The organism is Lentzea alba (genome assembly GCF_011067745.1).
Taxonomy (GTDB): domain Bacteria; phylum Actinomycetota; class Actinomycetes; order Mycobacteriales; family Pseudonocardiaceae; genus Lentzea; species Lentzea alba.
This window is the reverse complement of the sequence record NZ_JAAMPJ010000017.1, coordinates 153,181-167,251: the sequence shown is the minus strand read 5'-3', so window position 1 is coordinate 167,251 and position 14,071 is coordinate 153,181. Positions and strand designations below refer to the sequence as shown.

Genomic DNA, 14,071 nt, shown 5'->3' with positions numbered 1-14,071 from the left:
TTTAACCCGGTGGCTGAGGGTGGCGCTCAAGAGCCGGTGGTGTCAAGATGTAGCCGCCAATGGCTCGCTGACATACCTTTGGAGGAACGCGGGATGCTGACCGTCGAGGAGTTGCGCGAGGCCGTGGACAGCGGTGAGATCGACACCGTCCTGGTCGCGATCGTGGACATGCAGGGTCGCCTGCAGGGCAAGCGTTGCGCTGCCCGGTACTTCCTCGACGAGGTGCTCGGCCACTCCGCGGAGGGCTGCAACTACCTGCTCGCCGTCGACGTCGAGATGAACCCCGTCAGCGGTTTCGAAATGTCCAGCTGGGACCGCGGGTACGGCGACTTCGTGATGAAGCCGGACGTCGAGACGCTGCGCCGGGTGCCGTGGCAGGAGGGCACCGCGCTCGTCATGTGCGATCTCGTGTGGGAGAACGGCGATCCCGTCGTCGCCTCGCCGCGGCAGATCCTGCGCAAGCAGCTCGACCGGCTCGCCGCGCTCGGGCTGGAGTGCTACGTCGGCACCGAGCTCGAGTTCATCGTCTTCGACGACACGTACGAGCAGGCCTGGAACGCCGGCTACCGCAACCTCACACCGTCCAACCAGTACAACGTCGACTACTCGTTGCTCGGCACCGCGCGCGTTGAGCCGTTGCTGCGGGCCATTCGCAACGGCATGACGGGCGCGGGCATGGTCGTCGAGTCGGCCAAGGGCGAGTGCAACCCCGGCCAGCACGAGATCGCGTTCCGCTACACGACGGCGCTGCGGACGTGCGACCAGCACGCCATCTACAAGAACGGCTCCAAGGAGATCGCCTCACAGCAGGGCAAGTCGCTCACGTTCATGGCGAAGTACAACGAACGCGAGGGCAACTCCTGCCACATCCACCTGTCGCTGCGCTCCAAGGACGGCGAGCCGGTGTTCGCCGAGGGCCACGGCATGTCGGAGATGATGAAGCACTTCGTCGCCGGGCAGCTCGCCGCGTTGCGGGAGTTCACCTACTTCCTCGCGCCGAACATCAACTCCTACAAGCGTTTCGTGAAGGGGTCGTTCGCGCCGACCGCCGTCGCGTGGGGCCGGGACAACCGGACGTGCGCGTTGCGGGTCGTCGGCCACGGTCAGTCTTTGCGGTTCGAGAACCGGGTACCCGGTGGCGACGTGAACCCCTACCTCGCGGTGGCGGCGTTGATCGCGGCCGGCCTGCACGGCGTCGAGCAGAAGCTGGAGCTCGAGGACGAGTTCGTCGGCAACGCCTACGCCTCGGACCGGCCGACCGTGCCCACGACGCTGCGTGAGGCCGCGGACCTGTTCGCGGCCAGCGAGATCGCGCGGGAGGCGTTCGGCAAGGAGGTCGTCGACCACTACCTGAACGCGGCGAAGGTCGAGCTCGACGCGTTCGAGGCGGCGATCACGGACTGGGAGAAGGTACGCGGGTTTGAGCGCCTCTAAGCCACTCATCGGCATCAGCACGTACCTGGAGCGCACGCGCTTCGGCCACTGGGACGTGGAAGCCGCGGTGCTCTACCGCGGTTACCTCGACTGCGTGGTCAAGGCGGGCGGCAACCCGGTCATGCTGCCGCCGGTCGGCACCTGGAGCGCCGAGACGATCGGGTTCCTGGACGGACTGGTGATCGCGGGCGGCGCGGACATCGACCCCGCCGCCTACGGTGCCGCCAAGCACGAGCTGACCGGCGAACCACGCCGTGACCGCGACGACGCCGAGTTCGCGCTGGTCGAGGCGGCGTTGAAGCTCGACCTGCCGGTGCTCGGCGTCTGCCGGGGCATGCAGGTGCTCAACGTGGCGCTGGGCGGCACGTTGCACCAGCACATCGAGGGCCACAACCCGGCGCCGGGCGTCTTCGAGCACACCGACATCGAGATCGTCGGCGACTCCCGGCTGCACGACGTCCTCGGCGACGCGACGACCGTGCAGTGTCATCACCACCAGTCGCTGGACCGGGTCGCGGACGGGCTGCGCGTCACCGCGGCCGCGCCCGACGGCACCGTCGAGGCCGTCGAACTGGAAGGCGCCCCGTTCGTCGTCGGCGTGCAGTCGCACCCCGAGCAGGACATCGAAGACCTGAGGCTGTTCGAAGCGCTGGTCGAAGCCGCAAGGAGAAGAGCGTCGTGACCTTTGACGTCATCAACCCCGCCACCGAGAAGGTCGTGCGGTCCGTACCGCACACCTCTCTCGAAGAGACGGACGCGGCGATCGTCCGGGCGCAGAAGGCGTTCGAGAGCTGGCGGAACGTCGCCCCCGGTGATCGCGGCCGGTTGCTGCGCAGGTTCGCCGACCTCGTCGACGCGCACAACGAAGAGCTGGCGCAGCTGGAGGTCGAGAACTCCGGGCACACCATCGGCAACGCCCGCTGGGAGGCCGGCAACGTCCGCGACGTGCTGCAGTACTACTCGGCCGCGCCGGAACGGTTGTTCGGCAAGCAGATCCCGGTGCCCGGCGGGCTGAACGTCACGTTCCACGAACCGCTGGGCGTCGTCGGCGTGATCGTGCCGTGGAACTTCCCGATGCCGATCGCGGGATGGGGGTTCGCCCCGGCACTGGCCGCCGGCAACACGGTCGTGCTGAAGCCCGCCGAGGTCACGCCGCTGACCGCGATCCGTCTGGGCGAGCTCGCGCTGGAGGCGGGCCTCCCGGAGGGCGTGTTCCAGGTGCTGCCGGGCAAGGGCAGCGTGGTCGGCAACCGGTTCGTCACGCATCCGTTGGTGCGCAAGGTCGTTTTCACGGGCTCGACCGAGGTCGGCAAGCAGATCATGGCCGGCTGCGCGGACCAGGTGAAGAGGGTGACGCTGGAGCTGGGCGGCAAGTCGGCGAACGTGATCTTCGCCGACTCCGACCTGGAGAAGGCGGCCGCCACGGCGCCGTACGGGGTGTTCGACAACGCCGGGCAGGACTGCTGCGCGCGGTCGCGGATCCTCGTGCAGGCCAGCGTCTACGACCGGTTCATGGAACTGCTGGAGCCCGCGGTCAAGGGCGTCAAGGTCGGCGAGCCCGGTGACGAGGCGACCGAGATGGGGCCGCTCATCACCGCGGCGCACCTCGGGAAGGTGGCGTCCTACGTGCCGGACGACGCCCATGTCGCCTTCCGCGGAACCTCGCCGGACGGACCCGGTTTCTGGTTCCCGCCGACGGTCCTGACGCCTCCCGCGGACCACGTGACCGTCACCGAGGAGATCTTCGGACCGGTCGTCGTGGTGCTGCCGTTCTCCGACGAGGCCGACGCCATCAGGATCGCGAACGACTCCGAGTACGGGCTGTCCGGTTCGATCTGGACGCAGGACGTCGGCCGGGCGATCCGGGTGTCACGGGCGATCGAGGCCGGAAACCTGTCTGTCAACTCGCATTCTTCCGTCCGCTACTGGACACCTTTCGGCGGCGTGAAGCAGTCGGGTCTCGGCCGTGAGCTCGGACCGGACGCGCTGGATTCCTTCACCGAAGTCAAGAACGTCTTCATCGCCACCTGATTTTCGGCATACCTGACAGGAGAACAACAGATGGTGCAGCGACTCGAGGGCCGCGTGGCCGTCGTGACGGGTGGCGCTAGCGGCATCGGCCTCGCGACCGCGCGCAGGTTCGCGAGCGAAGGCGCGAAGGTCGTCGTCGCCGATCTCGACCCCGCGTCCGGCAAGGCGGCCGCGGACGAGGTCGGCGGGCTGTTCGTCCAGGTCGACGTGACCGACGAGGAACAGGTCAAGGCCCTCTTCCAGACCACTGTGGACACTTACGGCAAGCTGGACATCGCGTTCAACAACGCGGGCATCTCGCCGCCTGACGACGACTCGATCCTGACCACGGGCATCGAGGCGTGGGACCGCGTGCAGAAGGTGAACCTCACGTCGGTTTATTTGTGTTGCAAGTACGCCATTCCGCACATGCAGGCCAACGGCAAGGGTTCCATCATCAACACGGCGTCGTTCGTGGCGACGATGGGCGCGGCCACCTCGCAGATCTCCTACACGGCGTCGAAGGGCGGCGTGCTGGCGATGTCGCGTGAGCTCGGCGTGCAGTTCGCGCGCGAGGGCATCCGGGTGAATGCGCTTTCCCCCGGGCCGGTCAACACCCCGCTGCTGCAGGAGCTGTTCGCGAAGGACCCGGAGCGGGCCGCGCGTCGGCTGGTGCACGTACCGCTCGGTAGGTTCGCCGAACCCGAGGAAATCGCCGCGGCGGTCGCGTTTCTCGCGTCCGACGACTCGTCGTTCATGACCGCGTCGAACTTCCTCGTGGACGGCGGCATCGCCGGCGCGTACGTGACACCCCTGTAGATGATGGAACACGCGCAGGAGGCGTTGTTCCGTCCCGTGCGAGCGGGCAACGCCTTCGAGGAGACCGTCGAACGGCTCATGCAGGCCATCCGGCTCGGCGTCGTCGCGCCGGGCGAGCGGCTGCCGTCCGAACGGGATCTGGCCACCCGGCTCGGCGTGAGCCGGGTGACCGTGCGCGAGGCCATCAGGTCCCTTCAGGAGAACGACTACGTCGAGTCCCGGCGCGGCCGGTACGGGGGCACGTTCGTCAACGAAGTGATCCCGAAGCCCGCGCCCGGCAAGGAGTTCGGCGACATCCACGACGCGCTGACGTTGAGGAAGGTCCTGGAGACGGGAGCCGCGGAAGCCGCGGCGGGTCGCTCGCTGGGACCCGCCGAACGGCGCGGGCTGCGGGCCCGGCTGGAAGAGGCCTCCACCGCGTCGGTGGGGGAGTACCGGCGCAAGGACTCGCGGCTGCACCTCGCGATCGCCGAGGCCACCGGGTCCGCGGCACTGACGGCCGCGGTCGCCGACTCGCGCATGCGGGTCAACGAGCTGCTCGACACCATCCCGCTGCTCGAACCGAACCTCGCGCACTCCAACGCCCAGCACGAGCGCATCATCACCTCCATTTTGGACGGAGACCCGGCGTCGGCACGGCAGGCGATGGCCGAGCACCTCGACGGAACGGCATCACTGCTGCGCGGCTTTTTGGTCTGACCGGTCAGACTCCGGCAAAGGCAGCAGTGTGGAAGGGTTGTTGTCAGAAAACAGCAACGTGAAAACGTTTTCAGGTTCAACTGTCCCGTTGTCATGCGAATTCCGCATGGAACAACACTTGGCGTGAGCCTTGCGGACAGTTACCGTCCGAATACCTCGGGGACTTGCAGCGCGAGGAGCTGTTGATGCCAGGGTTGCGCAAGGTGTTTCGCGACGCCATGGGCCGGGTGCACTCACTCCGTGTCTTGTCCGCCGCGGGCATGGTGAGTCTCAGGAACTTCAAGATGTCCGTGCAGGCGTTGAAAGAGGTGAAGGTCTGGGGGCCGAACGTCACGGCACTGCGCCGTTCCGTTCTGCTGAACCCGGACGGTGTCGCGATCGTCGACGAACGCGGTTCGATGACCTACCGCCAGCTCGACCGGCGTTCCACCGCGATCGCGCAGGGCTTGCGCGCGCTGGGGGTGCAGCACACCCACATCGTCGCGTTGATGTGCCGCAACCACCGCGGCATGGTCGAGTCGCTGCTGGCGTGCGCGAAGCTCGGCGTCCGCGTGTTGTTGGTGAACACGGGCTTCGGCGCTCCGGTCGTTTTGGACCTTCTGCAACGTGAACGCGCGTCGCTCGTCATTCACGACGAGGAGTTCACGCCGCTGTTCCACCAGCTGCCGCCGTCGATCCCGCGCTGGCTCGCCTGGTCGCGCGACGGACTCGACCGTCGCACGCCGACACTCGACCAGCTGGTGGCGAAAGCCCCGCGCGGCGAACTGGAACCCCCGCGCGAACCGGGTGTCGTCATCCAGCTGACGTCCGGAACGACCGGCGTGCCGAAGGGCACCGCCCGCGAGATCAAGTCGGTCCTGACGGCATCGGACTTCCTCGACCGCATCCCCATGCACTCCGGGGAATCGACGTTCATCGCCGCGCCGATCTTCCACTCCGTCGGCTACTCGCACCTGACCCTCGCCATGTCGCTCGGCTCGCGCGCGGTGCTGCAACGCCGGTTCGACCCGCGCAAGACGCTGTGGTCGGTGCAGGGCCAGCGCTGCACGACGATCGTGCTGGTGCCGACGATGCTGCAGCGGATCATGGAACTGGACCGGTCCGTGATCGACTCGTTCGACCTGCGCCACCTGCGCGTGGTGTTCTGCTCCGGCGCCGCGATCCCGACGGACCTCGTGCACCGCACCCAGGCCGTGCTCGGTCCGGTGCTCTACAACCTCTACGGTTCGACGGAGGTCGCCGTCGCCACCGTGGCCACGCCTCAGGACCTCGAAGCCGCGCCGTCGAGCGTCGGCATGCCACCGCACAACTGCATCGTCCGCGTCTACGACAACGACGGAAACCGGATCACCCGGTCGTTCGTGACCGGCCGGATCTTCGTGCGCGGCTCGCTGACCGTCGACGAGTACACCGACGGCTCGCAGAAGGAACGCATCGACGGCCTCGTCGCGACCGGCGACCTCGGCCACTTCGACCCGAGTGGACGGCTCTACTTCGACGGCCGCGAGGACGACATGATCGTGTCCGGCGGCGAGAACGTGTACCCGGTCGAGGTGGAGAACCTGTTGATGACGCACTACCGCGTGCGCGACGCGGCGGTGCTCGGCGTGCCGGACCCCGAGTACGGGCAACGGTTGCGCGCCTTCGTGGTGCCGGTGGCGGGGGCGCGGATCGACGTGCGGGAGCTGCGCGAGTTCGTGCGGACCCGGCTGGCTCGGCACAAGGTTCCGCGCGAGGTCGTCGTCGTGCCGAAGCTGCCGCGCAACGCGACCGGCAAAGTGCTCCGACGCCAGCTGCTGGCGATCAGACTGGGCTCGCAACCGCACTCGAACTAAAGCCATGAACGGCGCTTTTGTGGACTTGGGGTCCACGAAAGCGCCGTTCATGGCTTTGGGGAGCGCACGACTCACGTCGTCGGGGACTCGGGCAGGACGTGAGTCGTGCGCTCGGTCGGGTTACCGCTCGCCGCGGTCGCCGCGGTCGCTGAACGGACCGCGCTGCTCGAAGCGGTCACCCCGATCACCGCGGTCCGGGCCGCGGTCGCCTCGGTCGTGGACGCGGACGTGACCCGGTCCGCCGCGGTCGTCGAAGCGGTTAGCTGCGACGGCTCCCACGATGCCGCCGCCGAGGACGAGGCCCAGCAGTCCCACGGCCACCAGTTGGGTGGCGCGGTGTCCCGCGAAACGCCTCGCGCGGCCACGGCTGGCGGGTGCTGCAGCCGAAGGGATCGGTGCCGCTGCCGGGGGTGCTTCCGCGGCTGTCGGTGCCGGCTGTGGCGTGGCCGGTGCTGTCGCCGGGGGTGGTTCCGCCGCTGTCGCCGCCGGCTGGTCCGGGGCGGGGTGCTGACCAGGCGTGGCCGGTGCTTCGGCCGGCAGCGGGGTCGTTGCCTGGTCCGGTGCAGGCTGGGCGGCCTGCGGTTCGTTGCTCGACTGCTCCCGCGGAGGCGTCGGTCCCTGCTCGCTCATGTCCTCAACGATGCGCCGTTCGGCTGAGCTGAGGCTGACAGCCGCCTGTCCGTTTCCTGAAGCCGGACGATCAGGCCGTGCAGACGCCGTGACGCAGCGATTCGGGCAGGTCAGCGCCTCGCAAGGAGTTGATCACGGGGCGGGAGGCGATGAAGACGTGCCGCTGGTCGGCGTAGGTCGCACCGAAGAGTTCGGGATCGAGCACGCCGGACCACACGAAGTGCAGCGTCGTGCGCGTGCCGTCACGGGCGTCGCGGCGCGCGTAGTGGTCGCGCAGGTCGGTGTAGAGCAGGCGCAGTTCGTCCCGGTTGGACTCGGTGAGGTGGACCGGGCATTCGACGACCAGGTCGTGCATGTCGGTGCTCCTAACGGCGGGCCGGGCACACAGACTGCTCGCCCCGCCCATCGAGACGCATCCGAAAAACCACTCAGAACCGTCTGCGTATGAATCGCGGCCTGGAAACCACCCGGTCGAGCTAACTGACGCACGCTCGGAGCGTCCGGTTCCACAAACCGGTTGCGCGCACCCGGTTCGATGGAGGCATGGAACTCGTACCGCTCCGCCCTGAGTTCGCCGCACAGCTGCACGCGAGTTCGGACAACGCCGAGGTCAACCGGCTCACCGGCACGCACGCCACGTTCACGCTGCAGGACTACGAGGCGTACGTCGAGCGCACGCTCAACGATCCGGACCGCTACACCCGCGCCATCGTCGAGGACGGGAAGTGCATCGGCGAGGTCGTGCTGAACCCGATCGACGCGCACAACCGGAAGTCGGGACTTCGGATCGCGCTCTGGGACGGCTTCGGCAAGGGCTACGGCACCATCGCGATCAAGCACGTCCTCGACCACGCGTTCAACGTGCTCGACCTGCACCGGGTCGACCTGGAGGTGTACGAGTTCAACGAACGGGCGATCCACGTCTACAAGAAGTGCGGCTTCCGCGAGGAAGGCCGGCTGAGGGACGCCCTGCTCTGGGACGGCGTCTTCTACGACGCGATCGTCATGTCCATCTTGAGCACCGATAGCATCTGATCCGCAAACCGAAAACTTCCAACTAGGAGTCATCGTGTCCGAGTCGCGCCCAGTAGTCGCCCAGAACCCGCCTCGCGTGGTGGTTCCGGCTGGGACGACGGCGGGCACGGCCGTGCGCGAGGCCGGGCTGCCCGGCAAGGGCTCCGACGCGATCGTCGTCGTGAAGGACGCCGAGGGCCACCTGCGCGACCTGTCGTGGACCCCGCAGGTCGACGTCGAGGTCGAGGCCGTCGCCGCGGACACCGAGGACGGCCGCAGCGTCATCCGCCACTCCGCCGCGCACGTGCTGGCGCAGGCGGTGCAGCAGCAGTTCCCCGAGGCCAAGCTCGGCATCGGCCCGCCCGTGAAGGACGGTTTCTACTACGACTTCCAGGTCGAGAAGCCGTTCACGCCCGAGGACCTGCAGGCGCTGGAGAAGCGCATGAAGCAGATCATCAAGTCCTCGCAGCGGTTCTCGCGCCGGGTGGTCGAGTCGATCGACGCCGCGAAGAGCGAGCTCGCGAAGGAGCCGTTCAAGCTGGAGCTCGTCGACATCAAGAGCGACGTCGACACCAGTGAGATCATGGAGGTCGGCGGCGGCGAGCTGACGATCTACGACAACCTCGACCCGCGCTCCGGCGAGCAGGTGTGGGGCGACCTGTGCCGCGGCCCGCACGTGCCGACCACGAAGCACATCCCGGCGTTCAAGCTGACCCGCGTCGCCGCCGCGTACTGGCGGGGCAACGAGAACAACCCGCAGCTGCAGCGCATCTACGGCACCGCGTGGGAGTCGCAGGAGGCGCAGGACGCGTACCTGGAGCGCCTGGCCGAGGCCGAGCGCCGCGACCACCGCAAGCTGGGTGTCGAGCTGGACCTGTTCTCGTTCCCGGACGAGCTGGGCTCCGGCCTGGCGGTGTTCCACCCGAAGGGCGGCATCATCCGCCGCGAGCTGGAGACCTACGCGCGCCGCAGGCACGAGGAGTCCGGCTACGAGTTCGTGAACACCCCGCACATCAGCAAGAGCGGGCTGTTCCACACCTCCGGCCACCTGCCGTACTACGCCGACACGATGTTCCCGCCCATCGAGTTCGAGGGTGAGGACTACTACCTCAAGGCCATGAACTGCCCGATGCACAACCTGATCTTCAGGTCGCGCGGGCGGTCCTACCGCGAGCTGCCCCTGCGGCTGTTCGAGTTCGGCACGGTCTACCGGTACGAGAAGTCCGGCGTGGTGCACGGCCTCACCAGGGTGCGCGGTCTGACGATGGACGACTCGCACATCTACTGCACGAAGGAGCAGATGCCGGGTGAGCTTCGGTCGCTGCTCAAGTTCGTGCTGGACCTGCTCGCCGACTACGGTCTGACCGACTTCTACCTGGAGCTTTCCACTCGCGACGACTCGCCGAAGTTCATCGGTGACCCGCAGGAGTGGGAAGAGGCGACCGAGACGCTGCGACAGGCCGCGATCGACTCCGGCCTCGAGCTGGTGCCGGACCCCGGTGGCGCCGCGTACTACGGCCCGAAGATCTCCGTGCAGGCCAAGGACGCCATCGGCCGTTCGTGGCAGATGTCGACCATCCAGCTGGACTTCAACCAGCCGAAGCGGTTCGAGCTGGAGTACACCGCGCCGGACGGCTCGCGCCAGCAGCCGATCATGATCCACCGCGCGTTGTTCGGCTCGATCGAGCGGTTCTTCGGCGTGCTGACCGAGCACTACGCGGGCGCGTTCCCGGCGTGGCTCGCGCCGGTGCAGGTCATGGGCATCCCGGTGACCAGCGAGAACGCGGACCACCTGTTCGCGCTGCGGGAAGTCCTGCGCAAGCAGGGCATCCGCATGGACGTCGACGCGTCCGACGACCGCATGCAGAAGAAGATCCGCAACCACACCATGCAGAAGGTGCCGTTCATGCTCCTGGCCGGCGCCAAGGACGTGGAGGCGAACGCGGTGTCGTTCCGGTTCCGCGACGGCACGCAGATCAACGGCGTTCCGGTGGAGCGGGCGGTCGAACAGATCGTCGAGTGGGTGCAGCGCCGCGAGAACGCCTCGCCCACGGCGGAACTGCTCTCGTGACGTCTGAGTTTTCCGAGCAGGACGGTGTCGGGGTCCACGACGCATTGCAGCGTTTGTGGACTCCGCACCGCTTGTCGTATGTAAAGGGCGAGGGCAAGGCGGACGGTGACGAACCTTCCGGGTGCCCGTTCTGCCGAGTTGTCGAGTTGGACGACTCGGACGGCCTGATCATCGCTCGCGGTGCCGAGGTCTTCGCTGTTTTGAACCTCTACCCGTACAACCCCGGTCATCTGATGGTGCTGCCGTATCGGCACGTGCCGGACTACACCGACCTGACGGAGTCGGAGACCGCCGAGTTCGCCGCGTTCACGCAGAAGGCGATGCGGGTGGCGCGACACGTCGCGGCGCCGCACGGGTTCAACGTCGGCATGAACCAGGGTGTCGTCGCCGGTGCCGGGATTGCCGCGCATCTGCACCAGCACGTCGTGCCGAGGTGGGGTGGGGACGCGAACTTCATGCCGGTCATCGGGCACACGAAGGTGTTGCCGCAACTGCTCGGGGAGACCCGCCAGCTGCTGGCGGACGGCTGGAAGGCCGTCGGCTGAGTTGATCGTTGGACGCTCGTTATCTGTTGACTTTCGATAGATCACGAGTGATAGTCGATCCATGCCTAGACTGCTGCTTCCCCTGGTCTGCTGTGTCCTCGTGGTGGCGCTGGGCGTCGGTGCGATCATGTACGCCGACGCTGACGACGCACCGGGACTCGGTGCCATCGGCTTCTTGCTGATCCTCGGTGCCATCGGGTTCGGGGTGCGCGCGGTATTGCGCGGACGTAAGCGCGTATGACTAAACGCGGCGTTTAGTCCAGGATGTGATTGAAAGCCGTACCAATTACTGGACAAAAGAGTGACAAAAACCACTCGTGCTTGTCCGGGTAGGACAATCAGGCCAGTTTCCACGTCGCGCGGAATAGATCGATTACAACTTTCGGGTGTTTCTAGTCAACCGATCGAGACGTAACGGCAGCACAAAACGATTCCAGGTGCGTGAGATCACCCACCTGGAGGTGTCAACTGCAAGTCAAGTCCCCGCCGATGGCCGATCGTCTCCGCGTGTGCGGATGGTTACGGTGCGAACATGACCGCACCTGAGCGTTCGCGATTAGCGAGAGAACGGCTTTCGCGTGAGTTACGCCGGTTGCGCACCGAGGCGAAGATGACCGGCACGGCCACCGCCCGTGCCACCGGGATGAGCCAGTCAAAGCTGTCGAAGATCGAGAACGGCATGCTGCTCCCGTCCGTCACCGACGTGGAGCGTCTCGTCGCGGAATTGTCCGCGTCGAGAGAGACGCGCATCGAACTGGTCGAACTCGCCAGGTCGCTGCACGCGGAGGCGGAAACCCGCCGAGTCGTGCTGCACCGAGGGGCGCACCGCCACCAGCAGACGATCACTCGCGTGGAGGCGCGGGCGGCGACATCGAGGTTCTTCCAGGTCAACCTGGTGCCCGCGTTGTTGCAGTCCGAGGCCTACCTGCGAATCGTGCTGGGGACGATGCCGCAGTCGGAGCAGGAGGCCGCGGTGGCGGCCTTGCGCATCCGGCGTTCTCGGATGGACGACCTGGCCAAGCAGTTCGTGTTCCTGCTCTCCGAGGGCGCGCTGCGCTGGCGGATGGGCTCGGCCGAACTGATGGCGGAACAGGTGGAACACCTGGCCGCCATCCAGCGCCGCCCGAACGTCCGTCTTGGTGTCGTGCCGTGGTCGGCCGACGCGAATGTGGTTGCCCTGCACGGCTTCCACATCTACGACGAGCGCGTTGTCACGGTCAGCGTGCTGACCGGCAACGCCACCATCACCGATCCGCTCGACGTGCGGGAGTACCTCGCGTTGTTCGGACGGCTCGAAAGGCTGGCGGTGCGGGGAGAGGAGTTGCAGGCGTTGCTGAAACGCATCGCCGAGGATCACCGCCGGCTCGGTTAGCAGGATCGCTCGCGGGTGCTGTCAATCACCGGACAGTGCTCGCCGGCCGTCTACCAGAGGGATCTCCGCGGGTACTCCCGTTACCCGCGAGCAGCGTGTTTCGGCAGCCCAGCTAGGCTGCGACACGCCATGCTGAACATCTTCGCTCGCGCGTCCGTCTCGCGCGTCACCGATCCGATCGGGGCGTGGTTGCTGGCGCGTGGCCTCACGCCCAACGCCGTCACCGTGGCAGGCACCATCGGTGCCGTGGCCAGCGCGCTGTGGTTCATCCCCCGCGGGCAGCTGTTCCTCGGCTGCGCCCTGGTGACGTTCTTCGTGCTGCTCGACCTGATCGACGGGGCCATGGCCCGCGCGCAGGGGCCCACGAAGTTCGGTGCCGTGCTCGACGCCACCTGCGACCGCATCGCGGACGGTGCGCTGTTCGCCGCGCTCACCTGGTACGCGTTCGACACCGGCAACCGGTGGACCGCCGCGGCCGGGTTCATCTGCCTGGTCGCCTCGCAGGTGATCTCGTACGTGAAGGCGCGCGCCGACGCGTCCGGGCTGAGCGCCGACGGTGGCCTGGCCGAACGAGCCGAGCGGTTCATCGTCGCGCTGGTCGGTGCCGGTGTGCAGGGGCTGGGTGTGCCGTACCTGATGGACATCTCGTTGTGGCTGCTCGCGGTCATGACCGTGGCGACGGTGCTGCAGCGGATCTTCGCCGTGGCGAAGTCGGCGCGGGAGGCCGCGTGAACCTCGCGACCCTCGGCTACACGGCGGGCTGGCGGCTCATCCGGTTGCTGCCGCAGTCGTGGGCGCGGGCTCTGTTCCGGGCAGGCGCCGACTTCGCCGCGAAACGGGGCGGCGAGAGCGTTGCGCAGCTGCGGACGAACCTGCGCCGCGTCGTGCCGCAGGCGGGCGAGGAAGAGCTCGACGGACTGGTGCGCGACTCGCTGCGGTCGTACGCGCGGTACTGGTGCGAGGCGTTCCGCTTGCCGTCGATGGATCTGCGCGCCGCCTACGAGAAGTGCGACTCGCAGGTGTCCGGCGTGGAGAACCTCGACGCCGCGCTGAGCGAGGGCACCGGCGCGGTCGTCGCGCTGCCGCACAGCGGCAACTGGGACATGGCCGGCGTCTGGCTGGTCGGCCACTCCGGCACGTTCACGACGGTCGCCGAGCGGTTGAAGCCCGAGTCGCTCTACCGCAGGTTCGTGGAGTTCCGCGAGACCCTCGGCTTCGAGGTGCTGCCGCTGAACGGCGGCGACCGTCCACCCGCGACGGTGCTGGCCGAGCGGCTGCGGGCCAACAAGGTCGTGTGCCTGCTGGCCGACCGCGACCTGACCTCGTCCGGCGTGCCCGTGACGTTCTTCGGCGAACAGACCCTGATGCCCGCGGGCCCCGCGCACCTCGCCGCCACCACGGGGGCCGCGCTGCTCCCGGTCGGCTGCTGGTTCACCGAGGACGGCTGGCACTTCCGCATCCATCCGCCGATCAAGGTCAGCACCGTCCAGGCGGCCACCCAGGCCGTCGCGGACGTGTTCGCCGCCGACATCGCCGCGCACCCGGCGGACTGGCACATGCTGCAGAAGCTCTGGCTCGCCGACCTGCCCGAGAGTCGCCGCGCCGCGCTGGCCAGGAGGCTCTCGCGGTGAAGGTGGTGCCC

15 protein-coding genes are annotated in these 14,071 nt (G+C 67.7%); 13 read left to right on the top strand and 2 right to left on the bottom strand.

The annotated features are described in order from the left end of the window. Window positions 1–93: 93 nt before the first annotated feature. The 6 genes from G7043_RS43320 (at window position 94) to G7043_RS43295 (ending at window position 6,797) form a co-directional block, all read left to right on the top strand. Window positions 94–1,434, top strand: a complete 1,341-nt coding sequence (locus G7043_RS43320) for a glutamine synthetase family protein (RefSeq protein WP_166054760.1) — start codon at window positions 94–96, stop codon at window positions 1,432–1,434. Beyond that, window positions 1,421–2,116, top strand: coding sequence for a gamma-glutamyl-gamma-aminobutyrate hydrolase family protein (locus tag G7043_RS43315; RefSeq protein ID WP_166054758.1), 696 nt, complete (start codon window positions 1,421–1,423; stop codon window positions 2,114–2,116). The genes G7043_RS43320 and G7043_RS43315 overlap by 14 nt, the downstream gene beginning before the upstream one ends. Then, window positions 2,113–3,465, top strand: a complete 1,353-nt coding sequence (locus G7043_RS43310) for an aldehyde dehydrogenase family protein (protein ID WP_166054756.1) — start codon at window positions 2,113–2,115, stop codon at window positions 3,463–3,465. The genes G7043_RS43315 and G7043_RS43310 overlap by 4 nt, the downstream gene beginning before the upstream one ends. A gap of 30 nt (window positions 3,466–3,495) precedes the next feature. Next, window positions 3,496–4,263, top strand: a complete 768-nt coding sequence (locus G7043_RS43305) for a 3-oxoacyl-ACP reductase (RefSeq protein ID WP_166054754.1) — start codon at window positions 3,496–3,498, stop codon at window positions 4,261–4,263. Continuing rightward, window positions 4,264–4,962 carry a FadR/GntR family transcriptional regulator gene (locus G7043_RS43300; RefSeq protein WP_390829533.1) on the top strand — a complete coding sequence of 233 codons (699 nt, stop codon included), beginning with the start codon at window positions 4,264–4,266 and terminating at the stop codon, window positions 4,960–4,962. It abuts the gene before it with no gap. A 185-nt stretch (window positions 4,963–5,147) separates the two neighbouring features. Next, a complete protein-coding gene (locus G7043_RS43295; protein WP_166054753.1) occupies window positions 5,148–6,797 on the top strand; it encodes an AMP-binding protein in 1,650 nt (549 codons plus the stop codon). 120 nt (window positions 6,798–6,917) lie between these two features. On the opposite strand, the gene G7043_RS43290 is transcribed toward G7043_RS43295, so the two are convergent. Then, complete coding sequence (locus tag G7043_RS43290; protein ID WP_166054493.1) at window positions 6,918–7,427, bottom strand: hypothetical protein; 510 nt, start codon at window positions 7,425–7,427, stop codon at window positions 6,918–6,920. Window positions 7,428–7,497: 70 nt separating this feature from the next. Next, complete coding sequence (locus tag G7043_RS43285) at window positions 7,498–7,782, bottom strand: hypothetical protein (RefSeq protein ID WP_166054751.1); 285 nt, start codon at window positions 7,780–7,782, stop codon at window positions 7,498–7,500. 188 nt (window positions 7,783–7,970) lie between these two features. On the opposite strand from G7043_RS43285, the gene G7043_RS43280 reads away from it, so the two are divergent. The 7 genes from G7043_RS43280 (at window position 7,971) to G7043_RS43250 (ending at window position 14,060) form a co-directional block, all read left to right on the top strand. Beyond that, on the top strand, window positions 7,971–8,462 hold the full coding sequence (locus G7043_RS43280) for a GNAT family N-acetyltransferase (RefSeq protein WP_166054749.1): 492 nt from the start codon (window positions 7,971–7,973) through the stop codon (window positions 8,460–8,462). 34 nt (window positions 8,463–8,496) lie between these two features. Continuing rightward, entirely contained in the window at window positions 8,497–10,512 is a 2,016-nt protein-coding gene (thrS, locus tag G7043_RS43275) for a threonine--tRNA ligase (protein WP_166054747.1), read from the top strand. Next, window positions 10,509–11,057, top strand: coding sequence for an HIT family protein (locus G7043_RS43270; protein ID WP_086667784.1), 549 nt, complete (start codon window positions 10,509–10,511; stop codon window positions 11,055–11,057). Before thrS ends, G7043_RS43270 begins: the two co-directional genes overlap by 4 nt. Window positions 11,058–11,118: 61 nt before the next feature. Then, window positions 11,119–11,298 (top strand): hypothetical protein, encoded by a 180-nt coding sequence (locus G7043_RS43265; RefSeq protein ID WP_166054745.1) that lies wholly within the window; start codon window positions 11,119–11,121, stop codon window positions 11,296–11,298. 291 nt (window positions 11,299–11,589) lie between these two features. Further along, complete coding sequence (locus G7043_RS43260) at window positions 11,590–12,429, top strand: helix-turn-helix domain-containing protein (protein WP_166054743.1); 840 nt, start codon at window positions 11,590–11,592, stop codon at window positions 12,427–12,429. Between the two features lie 129 nt (window positions 12,430–12,558). Beyond that, window positions 12,559–13,161: a phosphatidylinositol phosphate synthase gene (gene pgsA / locus G7043_RS49040; protein ID WP_166054740.1), complete on the top strand. Its 603-nt coding sequence runs from the start codon at window positions 12,559–12,561 to the stop codon at window positions 13,159–13,161. After that, window positions 13,158–14,060: a phosphatidylinositol mannoside acyltransferase gene (locus tag G7043_RS43250; RefSeq protein WP_166054738.1), complete on the top strand. Its 903-nt coding sequence runs from the start codon at window positions 13,158–13,160 to the stop codon at window positions 14,058–14,060. The genes pgsA and G7043_RS43250 overlap by 4 nt, the downstream gene beginning before the upstream one ends. Window positions 14,061–14,071 lie beyond the last annotated feature (11 nt).